This is a genomic window from Paenibacillus sp. FSL P4-0081, assembly GCF_000758565.1.
Taxonomy (GTDB): Bacteria; Bacillota; Bacilli; order Paenibacillales; family Paenibacillaceae; genus Paenibacillus_AQ; species Paenibacillus_AQ phytohabitans.
Genome location: NZ_CP009280.1, coordinates 5,181,556 through 5,203,945, shown reverse-complemented (window position 1 = coordinate 5,203,945; position 22,390 = coordinate 5,181,556). Strand labels below are relative to the sequence as shown.

Here is a 22,390-nt window from a genome sequence, read left to right as displayed (position 1 = left end):
TAGAGATAGTAAGACACAAGAAGGAGGAGCATGAATGCTCGAACAGATCGATATGTTTGCAAAAGTCTCTAAGAACGCCGAAGTGGGCCGGACTGGATACGATGCTGACGACATTCAGGTGCTCGAAGGTCTGGTTGCGGTCCGCAAACGGCCCGGCATGTATATTGGCAGTACGAGTTCCTCGGGACTGCACCATTTAGTATGGGAAATAGTGGACAATGCCGTAGATGAGCATTTGGCCAAGTTTTGCTCGAAGATTGATATTACACTCCGCAAGGACGGATCGGTCACCGTAATTGACAACGGACGGGGAATTCCGACCGGAATGCACAAGACGGGAGTGCCGACTCCGCAGGTTGTTTTCACCATTCTGCATGCGGGTGGTAAATTCGGAGGCTCCGGCTACAAGAAATCGGGCGGTCTGCATGGCGTAGGGGCATCAGTAACCAATGCTTTGTCCGAGTGGCTGGAAGTGGAGATTTACCGTGAAGGCAAGATCCACCGGCAACGCTTCGAATATTGGGTCGACAAAAGCGGGAAAGAACATGTCGGCGAGCCTGTGACTGGCCTTGAGGTACTGGGGAATACGAATAAGACCGGTTCGAAGATCACCTTCAAGCCGGATATTCGCGTCTTCCCGACTGGCATTTCACTGAATTACGACACACTCGCGGAACGGGTGCAGGAGATTGCCTTCCTGAACTCGGGCCTGCGGATCAACCTCAGCGATGAGCGGAGCGGACGGCAGGATGAGTTCTTTTATGAGGGCGGCGCGAGCCAGTTTGTACAGTTCCTCAATGAGGGCAAGGATGTCTTGCATGATGTGGTTCATTTCAGCTCCGAGAAGGATGAGATTGAAGTGGAAATTGCGCTGCAATACAATGCGGGGTACACGGAGACCATTGCTTCTTTCGTCAACTCGATTCCTACGCGCAGCGGCGGGACGCATGAGACCGGCTTCAAGACAGCCTATACCCGTGTGCTGAATGACTACGCCCGGCGGACGCAGCTGCTTAAGGAGAAGGATAAGAATCTGGAGGGTAATGATCTCCGTGAGGGAATGATGGCGGTTATCAGCATTAAGATGTCGGATGTGGAATTTGTCGGACAGACGAAGGATCAGCTGGGTAGTGCTTCTGCACGCAGTGCCGTGGACTTTATTGTCTCGGAGAAAATGGCGCGCTTCCTCGAGGAGAATCCCCAGGTCGCGCAGAGCCTGCTGAAGAAATCGATCCAGGCGTCCAAGGCGCGCGAAGCGGCCCGCAAAGCCCGCGATGAAATCCGCAGCGGCAAGAAACGCAGCGAGAGCTCGAATCTTGGCGGTAAGCTGTCGCCTGCACAATCCAAGGATGTTACGCGTACCGAAATCTTCATCGTAGAAGGCGACTCCGCCGGAGGCTCAGCCAAGCAGGGCCGTGATTCGAAGATTCAGGCCATTCTTCCTCTGAAGGGGAAGCCGATGAATCCGGAGAAGGCCAAGCTGCTGGATATCTTGAAGAACGATGAATACAAGGCGATTATATCGGCGATTGGTGCGGGCATTGGTCCTGATTTTGCCGTGGAAGACAGCAATTATTCCAAAATTATCATTATGACCGATGCCGATACGGACGGTGCGCATATTCAGGTGCTGCTGCTGACCTTCTTCTACCGCTATATGAAGCCTCTGATCGATGCCGGCAAGGTCTTCATTGCCCAGCCGCCGCTGTATAAGCTGACGCGTAAATCGGGTAAGCTGGAAACAGTCCGCTACGCCTGGAGCGATGAGGAGCTGCAGAATTACCTGAAGGAATTCGGTAAGAATTTCGAGCTGCAGCGGTACAAGGGACTCGGTGAGATGAACCCTGATCAGCTGTGGGAAACAACGATGAATCCGGATTCGCGCACGCTGCTGCAGGTGCAGATCGAGGATGCCGCCAAGGCGGAACGCCGCGTCTCCACACTGATGGGCGACAAGGTTGATCCGCGTAAGCGCTGGATTGTCGAGAACGTCGACTTTACAGAAATAGTAGAGTAGAGGTTAGCTGGCAGTGACGATTACTTCCGCTGTTTTTAATTTTTTGATGATTGCTTTAAGCGCAGCGAATGGGATATTCGCGGATTGCCGCCAGAACTTTAGAATAAAGCGAAGCTAAATAAGGTGGTTAGTAACGGAGTGTGAGTTTGGAACTGTAGGAGCGACAGCGTCCGCTTTGGTATTTAGATTTCATCCGCTATAGCTTGAACTGAATAAGAGAATAACAGATGAGAATAACGGAGGGGGATTTTGGAACTGTAGGAGCGACAGCGACCGCCTTTGTCACCGGATTTCTACCGCTAAAGGCGGTAACAATCAAGAAATCTGGTGACAACAGCGGCCGAAAGTCCAAATATCCACCGCAGTTATGAACAACATCCCCATTGGAATTATTTTAAGTTCAATCTATATTAAGCGTATGAATCAGAAATCTAAATACAATAGCGGCCGGAAGTCCAAAACTCACCGCAGTTACGGCTTAACACTGATTTGTTTAGTTTTATTCTTAAGAGCCTTGAGGCAATACGAATCGAATATCCCAGGCGCGCAGCAGTCAGATCATCAATCATTACAAACGTGGACAGATTGAGGAACAGAAGGTGAAAAGTGAATGAGCAGTTTATCAGAGCAATTTTTGCCGGCTTTTCTGGAAGAGGTCGTTGGTGACCGATTTGGCCGGTATTCCAAATATATCATTCAGGACCGGGCGATTCCGGACGTCCGCGACGGGCTGAAGCCCGTGCAGCGCCGGATTCTGTATGCGATGTACGACTCTGGCAACACGCCGGATAAGCCATACCGCAAGTCGGCCAAAACAGTCGGTGACGTCATGGGTAACTACCATCCTCATGGAGACTCCTCGATCTACGACGGGATGGTCCGGATGGCTCAGCCCTGGAAGATGGGACATGTGCTTGTCGACGGGCACGGCAACTGGGGTTCGATGGATGATGACCCTGCAGCAGCTATGCGTTATACAGAAGCGCGCCTGTCTCCAATCGCTTTGGAGATGATGCGTGATATTGAGAAACGCACCGTACTTTTCAAGGACAATTTCGATAATACGGCAAAGGAGCCGGTCGTGGTTCCATCCCGTTATCCGAATCTGCTTGTCAACGGGACAAGCGGGATCTCTGCCGGGTTCGCCACGGAAATTCCGCCGCATAACCTGCGTGAAGTCATCGATGCCTGTATCGCTGTCATGCAGAAGCCGGACATCGCACTGGAGGACATCATGACCTTCATCAAAGGTCCCGACTTCCCTACAGGCGGAACGATTATGGGCGGCGAAGGCATTATGGACGCGTACCGTACAGGTAAAGGCCGCATCTATCTGCGCTCGAAGACGGAGATTGAGAACCTGCGCGGCGGCAAGCAGCAGATCGTTATTACCGAGGTTCCCTTCCAGATTGTGAAGTCGCGGCTCGTGACCTCCATGGAGAATATCCGCCTGGAGAAGAAGATCGAAGGCATCGCCGAAGTCCGCGACGAGAGCGGCCGTGAGGGTCTGCGGATTGTGGTTGAGCTGAAGAAGGAAGCCGATGCGAATGGTATTCTGGCCTACCTGCTCAAAAAAACCGATCTGCAGATCACCTACAACTTCAACATGGTGGCCATCGTTAACAAGGCTCCACAGCAGCTCGGCCTGAAGTCGATCCTTGAAGCCTATATCGCCCATCAGCGTGAAGTGGTTACCCACCGCACCCAGTTTGATCTAGAGCGGGCAGAGGACCGGGCCCATGTCCTGGAAGGGCTGGTTAAGGCTCTGAACATTCTGGATGAAGTGATCGCCGCAATCAAGGCGTCGAAGAACCGCCAGGATGCCCAGAATAATCTCGTGTGGATGTTCGGCTTCAGCGAACGCCAGGCCGATTCCATCCTTACCTTGCAGCTGTACCGGTTAACCAATCTGGAGATTCATTCGCTCCAGAAGGAGCTTGATGAGATGCATGCCAAGATTGCTGTCCTGCAGGGCATTCTGGACAGTGACAAGAAGCTGATTGCGGTCATCCGCAAAGAGCTGCTGGAGATCCGTGATAAATACGGGATCGACCGCCGTTCACTGATTCAGGGTGAAGTGGAGGAATTGAAGGTCAGCATGGAGGTTCTCGTGAATGCGGAGGATGTGCTGGTCGCCATTTCAGAGGGTGGTTATATCAAGCGGACAGGCATGCCATCCTTCACCCGTTCAGGCGGAGAGCGCCACTCATCGGGTGTCAAGGACGGCGACCATATCGTCAGGCTGCTGGACCTGAATACCCGGGACAGCCTGCTTGTGTTCACCCGAAAGGGCCAATACTTCCTGCTTCCGGTTCATCAGATACCGGAATTTAAATGGAAGGAGCCTGGTACCGCGATCGTGAACGTGATCGGCCTCGCCAAGGGCGATGGCATTGTCAGTGTGCTGCCGGTAGGCAACCTGGAGGACCCGCTGGCAAGTCTGGTCTTTGTCACCCGTAAGGGACAGGTGAAGCGTACAGAGCTCAAGGAGTACTCTACAAGCCGTTCCGGAGCCGTGGCCGCCTGTAAGGTAGCTGACGGTGATGAGATCATTACAGTGGCGCTGAGCAGCGGAGACAAGGACATCGTGCTTGTGACCCGTGAAGGGATGAGCATCCGCTTCCGGGAGAGTGAAGTCAACCCTATGGGCCGTGTGGCCACAGGGGTAAGAGGGATTCAGCTGCGAGAAGGCGACGAGGTCGTCTCCAGCTTCTGGGTCAGTGAGGACGAAGGGGAGATTCTTGCGGTTACCGAGATTGGCTACGCCAAACGCTCTCTGCTGCTGGATTACCCTTCCCAGAGCCGCGGAGGCAAAGGGATGCCGACATTCGAGTTCAAAGAAGGCAAACGGGTTCGCCCGAATGGCAGCAGGCTTGTGGGGGCCTTCTACTGCAAGGAGCCCCTGGAGCTGACCGCCATCACCCAGAGCGGTGCGGTTCATGCATTCTCCTCCGAATCGGCACCGCTTGGTGAGCGCCGTTCCATCGGCAAGCAGCTGGTTGCTGTCGAGAAGAAGGATGAGATCATCAGCCTGTACCCCGCAGTTAAATAGCCGGGGCAGAAGCTTAGAATATTAAATAATTCAAACGGCGTTCGGCTGCTCTGGTCTACAGAGCTCCGAACGCCGTTTATTTGTATTAGCGGGATTTACAAGTATGGTCAGGCAGCGGAGAATTACACGGTTCGCTCCGAGTCACGTCAAGTAGTGTATAGAATGCCTAATGTTGCAGGTATTACAACTTTGATTCATGGATACCAGTGTATGCATAGGTATTGTTGTATGAAATACAAGAATAACCCCCGCTAAGGTTCTTTATAGATGGGGAATGCTGCCTTTTATACAACAATTCTAGATTTAAGGCCGAAATCATAAGGGGAATGTTGTATTTCATGCAGGAATTGGTGCGGAGTTTTCGTTAAACCAGCAGTCACTCCATCTCCACCACAAACAGCGGGTTCATTAAGAAATCTGTAAGTACATACCTCAAATTCACTAACGCCCGTGATTTTATTTTTTTCTTTTGCAGGAAATGGAATTTTTTTCGCGAAAATGTTTAGGTATACCGGATAGAGATCCGCAGGGAAAGGAAGGAATAAGTGTGCACTCCACTGAATTCAGTAAAATCTGGCATAAGATATTAAAGGACTATAAGCTACATATGGATAGCAAGCTTGCCCCTACACTGACCGATGCCCAGCTTACCGTACTGGAATTGCTGCAGGAACGTGACGCGATGAAACCTTCTGATTTGGCTCCGCATCTGGCCACCAGCCCGGCGGCTGTAACTATGCTGCTTGATCGGATGGAGAAGCATAATCTCATTATCCGTGAACGAGATGCCTCCGACAGGCGGATCGTCTGGGTGAGCATCACCGAGACAGGCAAGAACGAGACCTCGCGCGGACTGAAGATCCGCAGTGATTTTTTTGCCGAAGCGCTTGATCCCATTTCATCTCATAACCAGCAGCTGCTGCTCTATCTGATGGGGAAGATGGCGGTAGCTCCCGCTCCGGCACCGGAAGGTTCGACTCCTTAATAGATGTCCAGTGTTGACCTCATATATATGCATACACACAAAAGCAGGCTGTCCGTTACCGGATAGCCTGCTTTTGGTTCTGCGGGGTCCACAGATTCCAGGGATGGGTCTGTGGAGGCAGGGAGATTAATTCAACTTCCTCTTTGGTCACCGGATGCGGGAACCCGACCAGTGCTGACCACAGCGCAATCTGCTGTCCGGGTCTGTTCACTGCGGCACCATACTTCTGATCTCCGTACAGCGGGCAGCCGATGCCGCTCAGCTGTACGCGGATCTGGTGGGAGCGTCCGGTAAGCAGATCGATCTTGAGCAGGGTGTAGCCATCAGCGCTGCCGAGTACCGTATAATCGAGAATCGCTTCCTTGCCGCCCGGTGTTCCTTTGCGGACAATACTGACCGTGTTGCTCCGCTCATCCTTCAGCAGCGTATTAATCAGCCGTCCCTGGGATGCAGGGGGTTTGCCATGAACGACGGTCAGGTACACCTTGTGGAAGGCGTGGGTGCGGACGCTCTCAGACAGCCGCGAGGCTGCCTTCGAGGTCTTGGCGAAGATCATCGCGCCGCCTACAGGCCGGTCCAGCCGGTGAACGAGGCCCATGAAGACATTCCCTGGCTTGGCGTAACGTTCCTTAACATCTTCCTTCAGCAGGGTCAGCAGATCCGCATCGCCTGTAGCATCCTCCTGCACCGGAATGTTAACGGGCTTCACGATGCCCAGAAGATGGTTGTCCTCATATAAAATCTCGAACCGGGACTGTCCGCTGCCGGACTTCCCGGTTGTTTCGTTGTTCTGCGCGGTCATGGCTTACGCCTCCCAGCGGCCCAGAATTCCGCAAGGCAGATTCATGCCGGAGGATGTAATCGGCAGTCCGATCTCACCGGAGGTAAGCTTGCCGCCGTAGCGCTTGCCCATGGTCATTGACAGCATATTGCGCAGTACGGTAGGCGAAATGCCCGTTGTGTAAGAGTTAATCAGCATGAACAAAGGCCGGTCGCTCATAATCTCCATGCAGCTCTCCAGGAACGGATAGAGACTGGCTTCGAGCTTCCACATTTCACCGCCCGGGCCTCTTCCATAGGAAGGCGGGTCCATGATAATTGCATCATATTTGCTGCCGCGGCGCTGTTCACGCTGCACGAACTTGAACACATCATCTGTAATGTAGCGGACCGGCTTGTCGGCAAGCCCGGACAAGGCTACATTCTCCTTCGCCCACTGAACCATGCCCTTAGCGGCATCGACATGAACTACGGAAGCTCCGGCACTTGCCGCTGCAACGGTTGCTCCGCCGGTATATGCGAACAGGTTAAGCACGGAAATCGGGCGGTTAGCCGCAGCGATCTTGTCCATCATCCAGCGCCAGTTGGCTGCCTGCTCAGGGAAGAGACCCGTGTGCTTAAAGTTCGTTGGACGGAGATGGAACTTCAGCTTGCCGTAGGCGATTTTCCAGTCATCCGGAATGCTTTTCTTCATTTCCCATTGTCCGCCCCCGGCGGAACTGCGGTGATAGTGTCCGTGAACATCACGCCATTTGGCACTCTCGCTGGCCAGCGGCCAGATGATCTGCGGGTCCGGGCGGCGCAGCATAATATCGCCCCAGCGTTCTAGCTTCTCTCCGCCTCCGGTATCAATCACTTCATAGTCCTTCCAGTCACTTGCTAAATACATTATTAATCCATCCTTCAAAAAGTCATTTAGCCTTTATTGTACAACATATAAGCACGCTGCTACAAACATAATGGTTGCAAAGCTGCGACTATTCTCATTTTAGCCAAGAGTTCGCCGGTGTATAATATTACCAAAAAAAGTATAGGAGAGCAGGCTGAACCATGAAAATTACTAAGGTAAAGTACAGGGTGATCGGGCTGGTAGTACTGCTGGCACTTCTTGCACTGATTGTGTATGATCAGATTACACTGCACAGCGGGCTTGAAGAATACCGGATAGATGTCGTTACAGAGGATTTCTCCGTACAAAATATAAATCTGGCCGCAGCGCCTCATGCTGTCTATTTGGCCGGAGGCTGGTTTCTGGAGCTGACCGGCGGTGATACTATGGTTGATAATGTGATACTTAATGGAGCCATTGACGGGGTCGAAGTTATCGATTTAGCTTCAAGCAAGCCATTCATTGTAAGTGATGTAATGCCTATAGAAGGCGGAGGCGTTATTGAAGATCTGAGACTTACCGGACGGTCGGTGCTGCATATGAACATATCTTATACGGCCAGCGGAATTAGTAAACAGTTCTCTGAAGATATCAGGCTTCATGACAAGTTCAAACCAAATAATGAAGTTACTACAGGCGGTTATAAAATATATGAGCTTAGGCGCAGATGAACGGCTAATTCCGTCCTCTGCTGCCTAAGCATTACGAAGGTGAGGCCGGATGTTATGTTCAACCTCTCGGAGCTGTATTACCCGATCACCGCGAACCCGGCCGGGGGCGGCGAGTATCTGCCCGGCAGGCTGCTGGAGCCGTACATCCGCTGTTTCTGGGGGACTGTACCGCCGCCGGGTGAGCAGCAGGAAGCGCAATCCGTTGAAATTGCACAAGGGCATAACGGAGCAGTTATAAGTAAGCGGACGGAAACGATCATACCGGACAGTTGTATGGATATCATATGGGAATGGGATGAGCGTACAGGGGAGGCTGACGGAATATTTTGCGGCATTAATGACACCCCGTTTGAGGCGGGACAAGCCCGGCAGCCTGCGGGGAGACAGCGTTTCGCTATCCGTTTTCATTTCTGGGCGGTTCATCTGTTTGCAGATGAGCAGCTGCAGGATGTGCTGAATGTCCACGTTCCGGTGGAGCAATATTTCCGTTCCTTCCGCAGGGAGCTGGGAGACAAGCTGCGGGGGACACAAACGATGTCGGAACGCATTGCCATGGCAGAATTGTTCCTCCTGCGCAGGCTGGAGAATGCCGGCCGCAGCAGTGACGGGATGATGAACGCTGTCCACAGGATGCTTAAGTCCCGCGGGGTGGTGAGTGCAGGGGAGCTGGAGCTTAGCTCAGGCTTCAGCAGCCGCCAGCTTGAACGCCTGTTCCGCCAGCATATCGGACTTCCGCCCAAAAAAGTGGCAGATCTTGTCCGCTTCCAGAATGTCTGGCTGGATCTGTACCGGACACCGCTGCACAGAGGCGGGCTGCAGGATATTGTATTTGCTTACGGCTACAGCCACCAATCGCATTTCATCAACAATTTCCGGAAATTTGCCGGCAGAACACCGCTGGATGCGCTGAGCTATGCTCGGAACTGAATGTCGTTTTTTTGCAATACAATCCCGGCAGGGCAGAAGTACAATGAGGTCAGACAGGCTAACCACAGCGGATCATACTACAGCTATTGAGCGGAAGGAGATTTAAGTTATGATTACAAGTTTTGACGGTATCAATCTGTACAGCAAGGACCCGGCGGCGCTCGCGGCATTCTATTCCGAGGTACTGGGAGTCCCTATTCCGTTTGAAGGCTATGGCCAGTATGACGGGGCGAAGATTGGTTTCGACCGCAGCCAGCCGGGGATCATTATATGGGATGAGAGCAAGTGGGAGAAGCTCACGACGGGAGCCGTGAATCTGGTGTTCTCCTGCAGCAGCCTGGACGAAACTTATGAGCAGCTGAAGGGGAAAGGACTGGATTGTCAGCCTCCGGTAACGATGGAATACGGCGGGAAAGAAATGAATTTCCGTGATCCGGACGGCAACGGCATTACCCTGCTGGAAGGTGGATATTAATCCATTTGCGGTGGAGTACAACTGAACCGTATGGACTGCGAATCTGTTTTATCGCTGATCCGGAGGGGAATCTTATCGAAATTTGTTCGGACGGCAAAGGTGAATAGGTTTGGCGTTCTTCTATGCATTTCATCTGAAAATATGGATAAAGATCAGCGGCAATGCCGGACAGCAGTTCAAGTCCGGCATTGCCGCTGCTTCTGTTATCGGGGACAAGTATGCCTAATTTCCCGGAGCGGCCAGCTTTTAAAATATTGACAATGATAATCATTATCAAATAGAATGAGATTAGTAAAACATGGTTGCCTTTTGAGATGAACTATACAGAATACATTTCATATTTACCTTGGGAGGACAGAGTGATGGCTAAGGTGCTAGTGGCATATGCCAGCCTGACAGGCAATACGGAGGAAATCGCTGAATTGATTGTGGAAGGAATACGCCAGGCAGGCGGAGAGGCCGTACTGAAATCGGTCACTGACTGCAATGCGGATGAGATAAAGGCTTACGAGGCTGTACTGCTGGGTGCGTATACATGGGGGGACGGCGAGCTGCCGGATGAATTCCTTGACTTCTATGAAGAGATGGATGAGCTCGACCTCAGCTCCTGCAAGGCTGCCGCCTTCGGAAGCGGAGATACTGGTTATGAAATCTACTGCGGAGCGGTTGATCAGATTGAAGAGAAGCTGAAGGAACGCGGTGCCGAGATCGTACAGGCCAGCCTGAAGATTGAGTACGGGCCGAACGCAGCAGAGAAAGACGCCTGCCGCAGCTTCGGACGCCAGTTCATCGAGACCTGCGCGGCGGTTTCTTAAGGATGGGCGCCGGGGCAGGATGCTTCGCAGGAAAGATGCAGGATGCAGGGACTGTCCGCTACAGCCGGCTGAATGATTTCCGGATGGAGCATATCATGCTGGGCGGAGCGGAGATGAACGGCAGCGGAGCTCCGGCCAAGGGAGTTCCCCGCTGGAGACAGCAGGTCCAGTACGCGGTCGGACATACGCTTAATGACTTCTACAGTCTGCAGCCTGAGGTGCGCCGGGAGACGCCTGTGCAATTTCTGCTGGAGCGCCGCTGGCCGCCGAAGGGTCATGCTTTTCCTTCCCTGATGCATTATTGGGATATCAAGCAAGCGGTTGCCGATGAGCTGATGCGGATTGTTGCCGGCAATCACACCGGAGAGATTCCGGTGATGCTGTATGAACAGTGGCATGTTCCTGTGCCGGAGCTTGAAATTGAACTGGCGATGATTTTTCAGCTCGCCTGGAGCTCGTGGCAGGAGGGGCGTTGTCTGAATATCCAGAAATTCATGGTGAGCGGGAATGAAGATGTCATCACCGGATTTCTGCATATGGCCAGCGTCTTCTGTCATCAGGCCTACGGGAAACCGGCAGAAACGATCGGAATCTATTCGCTTCTGGATGGACGGCGGCACATCTTTGACGGAGCAGGTATCCCGCTTCAGGAGTCGCTCGACTATGTGCGCCTGCTGTCTGTGTTCCTGGAACGGGAAGAGCATGCGGAAGGCTGCATGAAATACGGCAGCCGCCGCAATGACCGGGATGAGCCTATCCTTCGCGGATACGGGCTGATGTAGAACGGGAACTTCGGCGTAATCCTTGCAGGGGGCGTTCAAAGAAGATATGGTTAAGCCACAGGAGGTGTCCTTGGCTTATGTCTGAAGGAATTAGAACCTACAACACCGGAGTGGAAGCGACACTCGAAGTGATTGGGGGCAAGTGGAAGCCGGTCATTTTGTTCTTGCTCACCTTTGGGAAGAAGCGCAACGGGGAGTTCATCAGCCAAATGCCGTTCATTACACAGAAGGTGCTGACGCAGCAATTGCGGGAGCTGGAAGCGGACGGAGTGATCACAAGAACCTCGTATAATGTGGTGCCTCCCAGAGTGGAGTATGAGCTGACCGACTACGGCTGGAGCCTCAAGGAGATTCTGCATCTGATGTGCAGATGGGGCGATACCCATGTCGATAGAGTGTACGGAGACACGGCAGTCGTGCTCTCTCAACCGCAGAAGGAAGAATAGAACAGCCGGTCTCTGAATTTCAGAGACCGGCTGTTCTGCGCGGATCAGGGAATGATCCGGCGGCTGCGGAGATCCGCGAAGATGTCCATAAACATGGCTTCCGTATCCATAAACTCAAGGAACCCTGCGCGGCGGGATTTGGTGCTGTCGGCAAAGAAATCATAGTCCCAGGAGAATACGAAATCACCGAATGCCCACGAGGAGACACTAGCATAGCTGTTCGGCTCCAGCCCGTATTTCCCGACCATCCGGTTCCAGAGCGGCTCTTTGTCCTGCATGGCATCAGACAGGGACATCTGGAGCGGGGGGGCCGTGTCCAGCCCGAAGCTGGAGGCAATCTTAGGCCACAGCTCGTTCCAGCGGAACAGATCACCGTTGGTGATATTGAAGGCCTGATTGGCACAGCGCGGTTCCGTTGCTGCCCACACCGTTGCTCTGGCCAGCAGACCGGCATCTGTCATCTCAAGCAGGCTGTGATAGGCGCCCGGCTTGCCGGGGAAGCGCAGCGGAATTCCCAGCTCCTTCGACATGGAGGCATAAATAGCGATTACCATCGCCAGGTTCATGGGATTGCCGAGAGCATATCCGCAGACGACGGAAGGCCGCAGCGCCGACCAGGTCCAGCTTTTGCCAGACTGCTTCTCTTCCAGATAATCCTGCTGCGCAATATTGAATTCCGGCGGCATATGATTGGCATCAGTTTCGCGTGCCGGTGTTTTGAACGGGCCGAGATGCGCGCCATATACCTTATATCCCTGCATGAGGCTGATGTGCCGGAGCCGTTGCGCCGCAGGTTCAACAGCTTCAACCGCGTGAACAAGCATAGCCAGATTAGGAGCGACCAGCTCTGCCCAGGTAGGCCGGTCCTGATAGGCGGCATAGAAAATATGCGTCACCTCCGCCAAACCGCCAAGCTTCCGCCGGCTCTCCGACGGGTCAAGTAAATCCGCAGCTATATAACGCACACGGCTGGTGTCCAGCCCTCCGCGGCGTGACACGCCGATGATATCCCAATCGGGAAGCGCAGCCAGATGATCGAGCAGGTTGCGCCCAATGACGCCGTTCGCGCCGATTACAAGTGCTGTTTTACGTAAGTCTGAATCCATAGGGTTCATGTGCAGCTCTCCTTCGCCATAGTATGCCATCATTATGTATTGCCTCAGGAGTGCTGAACAGTACGCACTTTGAGGTCATATAGGTACCTTGAGGTAACATAAGGACAACAAAAAGCATCCTTTCCTGAGGGCAGGTCGGCCCGGAGGAAAGGATGCTTGACAGTCAGATTACTGTAATTCGGAACAGTTATTCAGCCGGCTAACAATGATGCTTCAAGGTTCAGAGTGCAGCACGGTAGTAATCCTGCTGGTTCAGAATAACGAACCCGCAGCTCTCGTAGAGCTTCAGCGCATTCGGATTATCCAGGGCAACCTCAAGGTTCACACCGTTGTAATTCCGCTGTTCCCGTTCAATAGTCTGCATCAGGGCACTCCGGCCGATGCCGAGGCCGCGCAGATTCTTGTCTACGGTAAGGCCATAGATCCAGGTTTCGTTGTCTTCGGACCACAGCCGCATTTTGCCGGCAGGCTGGCCGTTCATCTCGATGATGATATGCTCCTGGGAGCCTTCGAGCTCAAGCTGCGTGTACGTTTCGGCGGCGTCTTCCTCCGTCATGTTGAATCCGTCGCAATCGAAGGCGATTAGCACCGGAGTCTCGTCGGCACGTGCAGGCCGGAGCATAACGTTACCGGCGGCTGAACTTGCTTCAGAGGCCCCATGATTCTTGGCTGCGCCATCCCATTTCATCTGAAATTCCGCGTGGCTGAATTCCAGCGGCAGTGTCTTCAGATAAGCAGTACCTGAGGCTGAGGCCGCGGGCGTATTCAACAGCAGCGTCTTAATCTTACTTCGTGAGATGAGGGTCTGCGCCCGTTGCCAGAGCGAGCTGAAGATGCCCCGGCGGCGGTATCCCGGCCGTACCATGCCGCAGACTTCCATGTCTCCGCCGATATTGTATAACCCGATGAAGCCGACCAGCAGCTCCTCTTCATAGGTCACCAGCCATTCCACTCCGCCTGTTCCGGCCGGCAGCCGCAGCATGTCCCAATTCAGCTTGAGTGTGATGCCTTCGTATTGCTCGCAGCGCTGCTGCAGTTCTTCTATTTCTTTCAGTGTATCAGCCGTAGTCAATCTATCTTCCCCCTATGTCAGCAGATCCCGGTACTCCGTGTGCTTCTCGAATTGATGGGCCGCATACGGGCACTCAGGCACAATTTTAACTTTCTCTTCCCGGGCCAGGTCAACGACCGCCCGCACAAGCTTCTCCCCGGCACCCTGACCGCGCAGCTCTTCGGAGACATAGGTATGATCAATCACGAGGTTACCTGTAGTCTCTTCCGTTCTGTATGTAATCTCGGCAAGGTCCTTACCGTCACCAGCTATATAGAAACGTCCTTCTCCCTTAGCAATCTGTTCCATGTTTCTTCACTCCATTCCGGTGTATTGCCTATATTTTACTACCCTGCCCGGCAAAAAGCGAGAAAAGGCATGGCAGGAATGCCAGCAATATAACATACGTATTCCATACAAGGTCAGTAAAAGCGGAATGACTTGCACATTGGCTTCCCGATGCCCTAAGATTAAGGCACTAACGCTGTAACGAATAGAAGTTGCATCAGGAGGAATAGCCATGGATTACGAGGTTGAGGTTCATTTTCAGCCGGTATATGAATTAATCAGCAGCATACATACGTTTATATGCAAGAAGGGAAGTAAAAAGATAGATCTGGGTACACCCTGGGCGGCAGAAGTATCACGCGGCTTAAGCCCCGAACTGCTGGAAGCACTGGAAGAGACAGATCTCGACAATGACTGGAAGCTGCTTAATCTGCTGATCTATCTGTGTCCGGACAAAGACAGCGTGGAGCGTGTGCTGGAGTGGCTGGAAGGCCTGTCCGTAGGAGAGATGTACGAGGCTCTCGCAGGTTATGTCAGTGTATTCCCGGTACAAATGGAGCAGTACCGCAGCCGCATGGTCTTCCTGCTGTCGGAGTGGAACCGGCAATACTTCAGCAGCTGTAGTCCGGATATCATTAAGAAGCTGCAGCAGCATGCGGAGGAACGGAGACAGGCGCTGGCCGGCAGCCCGGTAGCCGATTTTGTGAATAAGACTACAAACGGATTCTATTTCATGCCGGGTGACGGTCTGCGCAGGCTTGTGCTGATCCCGCAGTTTCACTTCCAGCCGATCAATATTATCTATAATTTTGGTCCGCTGACGATATGTCACTATGCCGGGAAAATTCAAATTGCCGAAGAGGAAATCCCGCCGTCCATGCACCGGACGCTCCGCAGTCTGGGCGAGAAGAGCCGGCTGAAGATCCTGAAGTCACTGGGCGGAGAACGCAAATCGTTCACGGAAATTGCCAGACAGGCCGGCCTGTCCAAGGGCATTGTCCATGATCATATCTCCAGTCTCAGGAGCGCCGGTCTGCTCAATGCTTATATCGAAGGAGAGAACGTCACCTCTTACAGTCTGCGGCTTGAGGGGATTCAGCAGATGAATGAACAGCTGTTTGCTTATTTGAAGTAAATATAGCGTTGCCTAATATTCCTGTGCCTCGCCAAAGCCAAAGTCTACTTCTGTTATGGAGAAGATTTTGGCTTTTTTGCTGCGATCATCCAATTTTATTCTGTTTGGGAAGAATTAATTTAAAGTTCTCTCTTTACAGAACAACTTTTAATTTCTATAATGTGAACTATCGGTCTTTAATCATACTTAGTGGGTAGGAATTGTTAGTATTTATAAAATGGAGAGAAAAGAGATGATGTCATGAGAAAAAGTACGCTTGTATTATCCTCATTGTTAATCGCCGGTTCACTGCTGCTGTCCTCCTGCTCGGAGAACGGCAACACGGATGCAGCATCCACGGGCACCCCGGCAAACACGGCAGCAACAGCTGATCCGGGTGCAGCGGCTGGCGGTACGGAAGCAGCGGTATCCCCGGCGGTTGTACCTGCCGGTGCGCTCAGCGAGCCTTTTACAGCAACCGATCTTACGAAGCTGCCCGCAGTCGCCCAGAAGCGCACCGATACAATCATCGTCGGTCTTACCGATCCGAGCGGTGCGTTCACCCCTTATTTCCAGGAGAGCGGCTATGACGGCAATGTATCCTCACTGCTCTATGCGTCTCTCGTGACGGTAGATGACAAGGGTGTGCCAACCCCGGAGCTTGCCGGGAGCTGGGAGGTGGCGGCGGATCAGCTTACATATACGTTCCACCTGCACAAAGACCTGAAGTTCAGCGACGGCTCACCGCTCACTGCGGATGATGTGGCGTTCACCTGGACGATCCAGTACGACAAAGCCTATGACGGAGGCTCATCACTTCCATCGCTGAAGGTGAAGGGCGGCGAAGCTTACAAAGCGGGAACTGCCCAGACTATAGAAGGCATTAAAGTCATTGATCCGCAGACAATATCGGTTACGCTGGAACAGCCTAATGCTACGGCGCTGGTGACTCTCGGCTCCAATGTGCTGTCGAAGGCTTATTATGGCAAGGACTATAAGTTCGGCCAGCTGGAGTACATCAAGAAGCTGCATGAGAAGCCGCTGGGCGACGGCCCTTATAAGCTGGAGAAATTCATTCCCGGACAAGAGGTCCGTCTTGTAGCCAATGAGAACTACTTCAAAGGCAAGCCAAAGACAGAGCATTTTATCTACAAAACAACGACCGGCGATGCCTGGCAGTTCCTTGAGACGGGTGAGGTGGACTACGCGTCCTTCCCGGCTACGGAAGAAAATATCGGGAAGCTGAAGGAACTGGGTTATGTAAACATTCTTCCTTATACCCCGAGCACTTACGGCTACATGCAGGTCAACCTGAAGCATGAGCAGCTGAAGGATAAGCGGGTCAGACAGGCGATTGCCTATGGACTGGACCGGCAGAGCATCTATGTAGATGCTGCTGAAGGCGCGGGTGCTGTGGCCAACATTCCGGCTTCGCCGATCTCCTGGTCCTATACAGAAGAAGGGATCAATCCTTATAAATATGATCCGGACCAAGCAAATAAGCTGCTGGATGAGGCAGGCTGGACCGTAGGGGCAGGCGGTATCCGCGAGAAGGACGGGAAGCCGCTGAGCATTCATTATCTGGCGAGCAAGAGCAAGAACTCGGATATTTTCATCGCGGTGGCCAAAGAGAACTTCGCTGCGCTCGGCATCGACTTCCAGCCGGAGATCTTCGCTGACTTCAACTCGCTGGTCTCCAAGACGGAAAGCGGGGATTATGATCTCGTATCGTACTCCACCAGCATGCTGACGGATCCGGCGGACGGCTTCATGCAGTTCTTCGACGGCGAAATCACCGATTATGAGAATCCGAAATTCGTGGAGCTGTACAACAAAGCGCTGGCAACTACAGATATTGAACAGCGCAAAGCAGTCTATAAAGAGCTGTATCAGCTGTTCAACGATGAACTGCCGATTATTTTCACCAATTACAAGAAAACAGTATATGCCTATAACGGCCGCATCCAGAATCTATCGGTCAGTCCGTTCATCGGTCTTGCCGGCAGCCTGCCAAACTGGACTCTGAAATAAAGAATTGTTCATCCCCTGCCTGCGTCATGGGCAGGGGATGAATCCTAAGGAGCCGATCATGAGCACTTATCTGACCAAAAGAATGCTGTATATGCTGATCATCCTGTTTGCCGCATCGCTGCTGATCTTCTGCCTGTATGCACTTACCCCGGGTGATTTCATTACCGGAAATATTAAGCTGACTGCAGAGCGCAAAGCGGAGCTGCGGGAGATTTACGGCCTGAACAAGCCGGTGCTGGAACGTTACGGGACTTGGATGAACAATGCTTTTCACGGGGATTTCGGATATTCACTTGCCCAGCAGAAGCCGGTGCTTCAGCTGTTCGGTGATTATATCTGGAATTCTTTTTTGCTGGCCGCTGTCTCTACGTTCCTCACCTGGCTGATTGCTGTGATCATCGGTGTCATTTCTGCCTATAAGCAATACTCCTGGTTCGACACGCTGGTAATGATTGCGATCTTCGCGGCGATGTCGCTCCCGTCGTTCTTCATCGGCCTGTTCCTGATCAAGATTCTGGCCGTTGACCTGAAATGGCTGCCGCCGGGGGGAATGATGACTACAGGCAGCAATGCCACCGGGTTCGCCTACTTCAAAGAAGTGGTGCATCATATGACCCTGCCGGTCATCGTCATGACGCTGCTGGGTCTGGGTTCATTAACCCGTTATTTCCGCAGCAATATGATCGATGTGCTCAAGCAGGACTATATCCGTACGGCCAGAGCCAAAGGGCTGAAGGAGCGGAAGGTGCTGTTCACCCATGCACTGCGCAATGCGCTGCTGCCTGCGATCACCCTGGTCGGCTTCGAGCTGCCCGCGCTGTTCGGGGGTTCCATTATTATTGAGCAAATCTTTAACTGGCCGGGCATCGGCCAATTGTATATGAAGTCCTTCGGACTGAGGGATTACCCGCTGCTGATGGGCTTCACGATGTTTCTGGCTATTCTGACCGTAATCGGAACACTGCTCTCGGATATTCTGTACAGGGTGGCTGATCCGCGTGTCCGGTTATAGGAGGGGGAGGATCTTATGGCAGCTGACAGCAGAGTAAGCGAAATAACGGGACCACAGGCTAACCTGAGGAAATCTTCCCTGTTCCGGCAATCCCTGCTGAGGCTTCTGCACAACAAGCTGGCGGTGGCGGGCTTCGCGGTGGTCTTATTTATGTTTGTGTTATGTTTCATCGGACCGTTCTTCTCGCCGTATACGGATAACAAAATCAATATGGCGATGATGAACAAGGCCCCGAATTTACAGCATTGGCTGGGGACAGACGCGCTGGGACGGGATATCTTAACCCGGGTCATGCAAGCCGGGCGTATCTCTCTTACGGTGGGTCTGGCTTCCATGGTGCTGTCTGTGTTCCTGGGAGCGCTGCTCGGTGCGGTTGCCGGATATTACGGCGGTCTGCTGGACCAGATCATTATGCGGATCGCCGATCTGCTGATGACCATTCCCGGCCTTCCGCTGCTGTTCATCTTCGGTGCGCTGCTCTCGGAATGGAAGATTCCAACGGATTACCGGATGTACATTGTCATGCTCATGCTGAGCATGGTGAACTGGCCGGGGCTGGCGCGGATGGTACGGGGACAGATGCTCAGCCTGCGGGAACGCGAATTCATGCAGGCCGCCGTGGTGCTGGGCCTGCGCGACCGCAGGAAGCTGTTTGGCCATCTGCTGCCGAATATTGTTCCGCTGCTGATCGTTATGGCTACGCTGAATATTGGCGGTGCGATTCTCAGCGAATCGGTGCTCAGCTTCTTCGGGCTGGGGGTTATGCCGCCTACGCCGACCTGGGGGAACATGATTGATGCGGCGAATAATATCCTCGATTTCCAGGACCGGCCATGGCTGTGGATTCCGCCGGGGTTATCGATTTTTGCCACGGTTATTGCGATTAATATCTTTGGTGACGGCCTCAGAGACGTGCTTGATCCTAAACAGAAGAGGTAGGTGGCCATAACGATGAAGCCTTTAATGAATATAGACCGTCTAAGCACCGTGTTCTTCACAGAGGACGGGAAGGTGACCGCAGTTGATGAGGTAAGCTTCAGTATCCGGGAAGGCGAGACGGTCTGCATTGTCGGTGAATCCGGCTGCGGCAAAAGTGTCACCGCCATGTCGATTATGGGGCTGGTGGAAGAGCCGGGCGGTAAGATTGCCGGGGGAAGCATTGATTTCCGGGGAGAAGATTTACTCCGGCTGGACAAAAATACACTGCGCAGCATCCGCGGCAATGAGATCGCTATGATTTTTCAGGAGCCGATGTCGTCACTGAATCCGGTCATGAGAATTGGCGAGCAGATTATGGAGCCGCTCCTGGTTCATCTCAGAATGAACAAGAAGCAAGCCCGGGCCCGGGCCATTGAACTGATCACCCAGGTGGGGATATCCCGTCCGGAACAGATTATGGGCAGCTATCCCCACGAGCTGAGCGGAGGCATGCTGCAGCGGATTATGATTGCAATCGCAATCTCCTGCGGGCCCAAGCTGCTGATTGCGGACGAGCCGACGACCGCACTGGATGTGACGATTCAGGCGCAAATCCTTGATCTGCTGCGCGGGTTCAAGGAGCACTCGGGCATGTCAATCCTGCTGATTACCCATGATCTTGGCGTAGTGGCCGAGATGGCCGATTATGTCATTGTCATGTACTCCGGCCAGATCGTTGAGGAGGGCGGTGTGGTAGAGCTGTTCCGGAATCCCAAGCATCCGTATACGCGGGGACTGCTGAAGTCCAAGCCCGTTATGGGCCAGCGCCTGGAGGAGCTCTATTCCATTCCCGGCCAGGTGCCCAGTCCGCTTGCGCTTGAGCCTTCATGCTACTTCCATGACCGGTGCGGACATTGCATGGACGTCTGCCGCACCCGCCAGCCGCAGCTGCAGGAAACCGGAAGCGGGCAGAAGGTAGCCTGCTGGCTGTATGAGGAGGCGGAAGTGTATGTCTGAAGCGCTGCTGGAAGTTAAATCTCTGAAGAAGTACTTCCCGGTAAAACAAGGGCTGCTGGGCCGCACAGTGGGGCATGTGAAGGCTGTGGACGACATCAGCATTACGCTTCAGCCGGGCGAGACCTTCGGCCTTGTCGGCGAATCCGGCAGCGGCAAAAGCACGGTGGGACGGACAGTGCTGCGGCTGACGGATAAAACGGACGGTGAGGTAAAGTTCAAGGGAGTGGACATCCACAGCCTGTCCGCTGCGGACATGCGCCTGATCCGGCCGCAGATGCAGCTGATCTTCCAGGACCCTTACAGTGCGCTTAATCCGAGAGTGAGGGTTGGCGATGCGATAGGCGAAGCGCTGCTGGACCATGGATTATGCACGAGGGGGGAGGTGCGGGATCTGGTGCTGGAGGCCATGGAGGCCTGCGGCTTATCTTCTTATCATATCGACCGCTTCCCGCATGAATTCTCCGGCGGACAGCGCCAGCGGATCGGCATTGCCCGGGCGCTGATCCTGAACCCGGATCTGATTATTGCGGATGAGCCGGTGTCGGCGCTCGATGTGTCTATTCAGGCGCAGATTATCAATCTGTTCAGCAAGCTGCAGCAGAGCAAAGGCCTTGCCTATCTGTTCATTTCCCATGATCTTAGCGTAGTGGAGCATCTATGCTCCAGGATCGGCGTGATGTATCTGGGATCGATGGTGGAGACCGCCTCCAGGGACGAGCTGTTCCAGCATCCGCTGCATCCCTATACGAAGGCGCTGCTGTCTGCCGTACCCGTGCCGGTCCCCCGGCTGAAGCGGGAGCGGATCGTGCTGAAAGGCGATATTCCAAGCCCGGCGAATCCGCCTTCAGGCTGCAAATTTCATACGCGCTGCCCTTTTGCCGTAGAGGTCTGCAAGGCGGAGATTCCGCTGTTCCGGGACGCTGGCGCAGGACATTTTGTAGCCTGTCATTTAGTATAATAAATATTAAATATGGATTTAAATTGAATATCAACCTATTTTGACTTGCCTACTTCCCAGTGCTATACTGATTCCACAGCAGGCAAATATGGTTAATAAGAGACTGATTAGACTTAAGACATCTAATTGGTCTTGTTTTTTATTACCTGAGCAATAAGCCAGTTTTGTACGAAGAACCATCACTTGCAGCTATGCTGACACCACTTGGCGGATGCTTGCAGGGCCAGCTTTGTTCAGCATCAGAAGCAGCCCCTGAAAGTATGCACCGCTAAAAAACCTTTAGGAGGAATATCATGAATACCACAGTACGCTTGACAGAAAGATCCGGCTCTACCTCTTCCCAGCGCAGCAAAGGCCTTGTACCGGTCGTCGTCTACGGTGCAGGTTCAGATACCCAGTCCTTTACAGCAGAAGCCAAAACACTCAATGAGATTCTCGGCAAAAACCCGCGGGCGATCCTGAAAGTGGAATTCCCCGGTTCAGGCTCCAAAAATGCGGTCATTCAGGAAGTGCAGCGCCAGCCGCTGTCACGTTCCTTGCTCCATGTAGACTTACAGCAGATTGATATGAAGGCAGAACTCGACACCAAGGTTGCGTTCCACTTCACCGGCGATCCTGTCGGTGTCAAGAGCGGCGGCGTCCAGCAGGTAGAGCTCTACGAGCTGGATATCCGTACCTTGCCGGACAAGCTGACCGCTTCCTTCGAGGTGGATATCAGCGGACTCGACATCGGTGATCAATTGCTGGTCTCCGATCTGCCGAAGCATGATGGCTGGGAGATCCTTACCCCTGAAGATACGCTGATCGTGCGGATCTCACCTCCGCTTGTTCTTGAAGAGCCTGCTGATACAGATGCTGCTGAACCAGCAGCGGCAGAAGCAGCTGATGAAGGCAAGACAGAAGAGTAACTTATCATGTATTTATAGTCCAGTTCATTGGACAAGCCGCACCACAGCCCGTTAAGACCGGCTGATATGCGGATCATAAGCTTGATCAACCGGGAGCAGACATATCCTCATCAGGGAGTTGTCTGCTCCTTTTTGCTAA

The 22,390-nt window shown here is 53.1% G+C and carries 21 protein-coding genes; 16 read left to right on the top strand and 5 right to left on the bottom strand.

The window, feature by feature from the left end:
• Window positions 1-34: 34 nt before the first annotated feature.
• The 3 genes from parE to P40081_RS22315 all read left to right on the top strand — a co-directional run bounded on the left by parE (window position 35) and on the right by P40081_RS22315 (window position 6,054).
• Window positions 35-2,017, top strand: a complete 1,983-nt coding sequence (parE, locus tag P40081_RS22325; RefSeq protein WP_042138544.1) for a DNA topoisomerase IV subunit B — start codon at window positions 35-37, stop codon at window positions 2,015-2,017.
• Between the two features lie 610 nt (window positions 2,018-2,627).
• Window positions 2,628-5,069, top strand: a complete 2,442-nt coding sequence (gyrA, locus tag P40081_RS22320) for a DNA gyrase subunit A (protein ID WP_042138543.1) — start codon at window positions 2,628-2,630, stop codon at window positions 5,067-5,069.
• 547 nt (window positions 5,070-5,616) lie between these two features.
• Window positions 5,617-6,054, top strand: a complete 438-nt coding sequence (locus tag P40081_RS22315; RefSeq protein WP_039309191.1) for a MarR family winged helix-turn-helix transcriptional regulator — start codon at window positions 5,617-5,619, stop codon at window positions 6,052-6,054.
• A 55-nt stretch (window positions 6,055-6,109) separates the two neighbouring features.
• On the opposite strand, the gene P40081_RS22310 is transcribed toward P40081_RS22315, so the two are convergent.
• A complete protein-coding gene (locus P40081_RS22310) occupies window positions 6,110-6,856 on the bottom strand; it encodes an RluA family pseudouridine synthase (protein WP_042138540.1) in 747 nt (248 codons plus the stop codon).
• Window positions 6,857-6,859: 3 nt separating this feature from the next.
• A complete protein-coding gene (locus P40081_RS22305) occupies window positions 6,860-7,723 on the bottom strand; it encodes a class I SAM-dependent methyltransferase (protein WP_042138537.1) in 864 nt (287 codons plus the stop codon).
• 161 nt (window positions 7,724-7,884) lie between these two features.
• Between P40081_RS22305 and P40081_RS22300 the strand changes: the two genes are divergently transcribed.
• The 6 genes from P40081_RS22300 (at window position 7,885) to P40081_RS22275 (ending at window position 11,839) form a co-directional block, all read left to right on the top strand.
• A complete protein-coding gene (locus P40081_RS22300) occupies window positions 7,885-8,394 on the top strand; it encodes a hypothetical protein (protein WP_042138536.1) in 510 nt (169 codons plus the stop codon).
• Window positions 8,395-8,448: 54 nt separating this feature from the next.
• Entirely contained in the window at window positions 8,449-9,321 is an 873-nt protein-coding gene (locus tag P40081_RS22295; RefSeq protein ID WP_042138535.1) for an AraC family transcriptional regulator, read from the top strand.
• Window positions 9,322-9,430: 109 nt separating this feature from the next.
• Window positions 9,431-9,796, top strand: coding sequence for a VOC family protein (locus P40081_RS22290; RefSeq protein WP_042138533.1), 366 nt, complete (start codon window positions 9,431-9,433; stop codon window positions 9,794-9,796).
• A 362-nt stretch (window positions 9,797-10,158) separates the two neighbouring features.
• Window positions 10,159-10,611, top strand: a complete 453-nt coding sequence (locus tag P40081_RS22285; RefSeq protein ID WP_039309205.1) for a flavodoxin — start codon at window positions 10,159-10,161, stop codon at window positions 10,609-10,611.
• A gap of 35 nt (window positions 10,612-10,646) precedes the next feature.
• Entirely contained in the window at window positions 10,647-11,393 is a 747-nt protein-coding gene (locus P40081_RS22280) for a hypothetical protein (RefSeq protein WP_156118668.1), read from the top strand.
• 77 nt (window positions 11,394-11,470) lie between these two features.
• On the top strand, window positions 11,471-11,839 hold the full coding sequence (locus tag P40081_RS22275; protein ID WP_042138530.1) for a winged helix-turn-helix transcriptional regulator: 369 nt from the start codon (window positions 11,471-11,473) through the stop codon (window positions 11,837-11,839).
• A gap of 44 nt (window positions 11,840-11,883) precedes the next feature.
• Here the strand turns inward: P40081_RS22275 and P40081_RS22270 are convergent, their stop codons facing one another.
• The 3 genes from P40081_RS22270 to P40081_RS22260 form a co-directional block, all read right to left on the bottom strand.
• Window positions 11,884-12,954 carry an SDR family oxidoreductase gene (locus tag P40081_RS22270; protein WP_042138528.1) on the bottom strand — a complete coding sequence of 357 codons (1,071 nt, stop codon included), beginning with the start codon at window positions 12,952-12,954 and terminating at the stop codon, window positions 11,884-11,886.
• Window positions 12,955-13,174: 220 nt separating this feature from the next.
• Complete coding sequence (locus P40081_RS22265; protein ID WP_042138527.1) at window positions 13,175-14,026, bottom strand: GNAT family N-acetyltransferase; 852 nt, start codon at window positions 14,024-14,026, stop codon at window positions 13,175-13,177.
• 12 nt (window positions 14,027-14,038) lie between these two features.
• Entirely contained in the window at window positions 14,039-14,314 is a 276-nt protein-coding gene (locus P40081_RS22260) for a GNAT family N-acetyltransferase (RefSeq protein ID WP_042138525.1), read from the bottom strand.
• A gap of 211 nt (window positions 14,315-14,525) precedes the next feature.
• Here P40081_RS22260 and P40081_RS22255 point away from each other — a divergent pair, with 211 nt between their 5' ends.
• The 7 genes from P40081_RS22255 to P40081_RS22225 all read left to right on the top strand — a co-directional run bounded on the left by P40081_RS22255 (window position 14,526) and on the right by P40081_RS22225 (window position 22,251).
• Window positions 14,526-15,428 (top strand): ArsR/SmtB family transcription factor, encoded by a 903-nt coding sequence (locus P40081_RS22255; protein WP_042138523.1) that lies wholly within the window; start codon window positions 14,526-14,528, stop codon window positions 15,426-15,428.
• 240 nt (window positions 15,429-15,668) lie between these two features.
• Window positions 15,669-17,438 (top strand): ABC transporter substrate-binding protein, encoded by a 1,770-nt coding sequence (locus P40081_RS22250; protein WP_042138521.1) that lies wholly within the window; start codon window positions 15,669-15,671, stop codon window positions 17,436-17,438.
• 58 nt (window positions 17,439-17,496) lie between these two features.
• Window positions 17,497-18,450 carry an ABC transporter permease gene (locus P40081_RS22245; RefSeq protein ID WP_042138520.1) on the top strand — a complete coding sequence of 318 codons (954 nt, stop codon included), beginning with the start codon at window positions 17,497-17,499 and terminating at the stop codon, window positions 18,448-18,450.
• A 15-nt stretch (window positions 18,451-18,465) separates the two neighbouring features.
• On the top strand, window positions 18,466-19,389 hold the full coding sequence (gene opp4C / locus P40081_RS22240; protein WP_042138518.1) for an oligopeptide ABC transporter permease: 924 nt from the start codon (window positions 18,466-18,468) through the stop codon (window positions 19,387-19,389).
• 12 nt (window positions 19,390-19,401) lie between these two features.
• On the top strand, window positions 19,402-20,385 hold the full coding sequence (locus P40081_RS22235) for an ABC transporter ATP-binding protein (RefSeq protein WP_042138517.1): 984 nt from the start codon (window positions 19,402-19,404) through the stop codon (window positions 20,383-20,385).
• Entirely contained in the window at window positions 20,378-21,343 is a 966-nt protein-coding gene (locus P40081_RS22230; protein WP_042138515.1) for an ABC transporter ATP-binding protein, read from the top strand. Before P40081_RS22235 ends, P40081_RS22230 begins: the two co-directional genes overlap by 8 nt.
• Before the next feature lie 293 nt (window positions 21,344-21,636).
• Window positions 21,637-22,251: a 50S ribosomal protein L25 gene (locus tag P40081_RS22225; protein ID WP_042138514.1), complete on the top strand. Its 615-nt coding sequence runs from the start codon at window positions 21,637-21,639 to the stop codon at window positions 22,249-22,251.
• Window positions 22,252-22,390 lie beyond the last annotated feature (139 nt).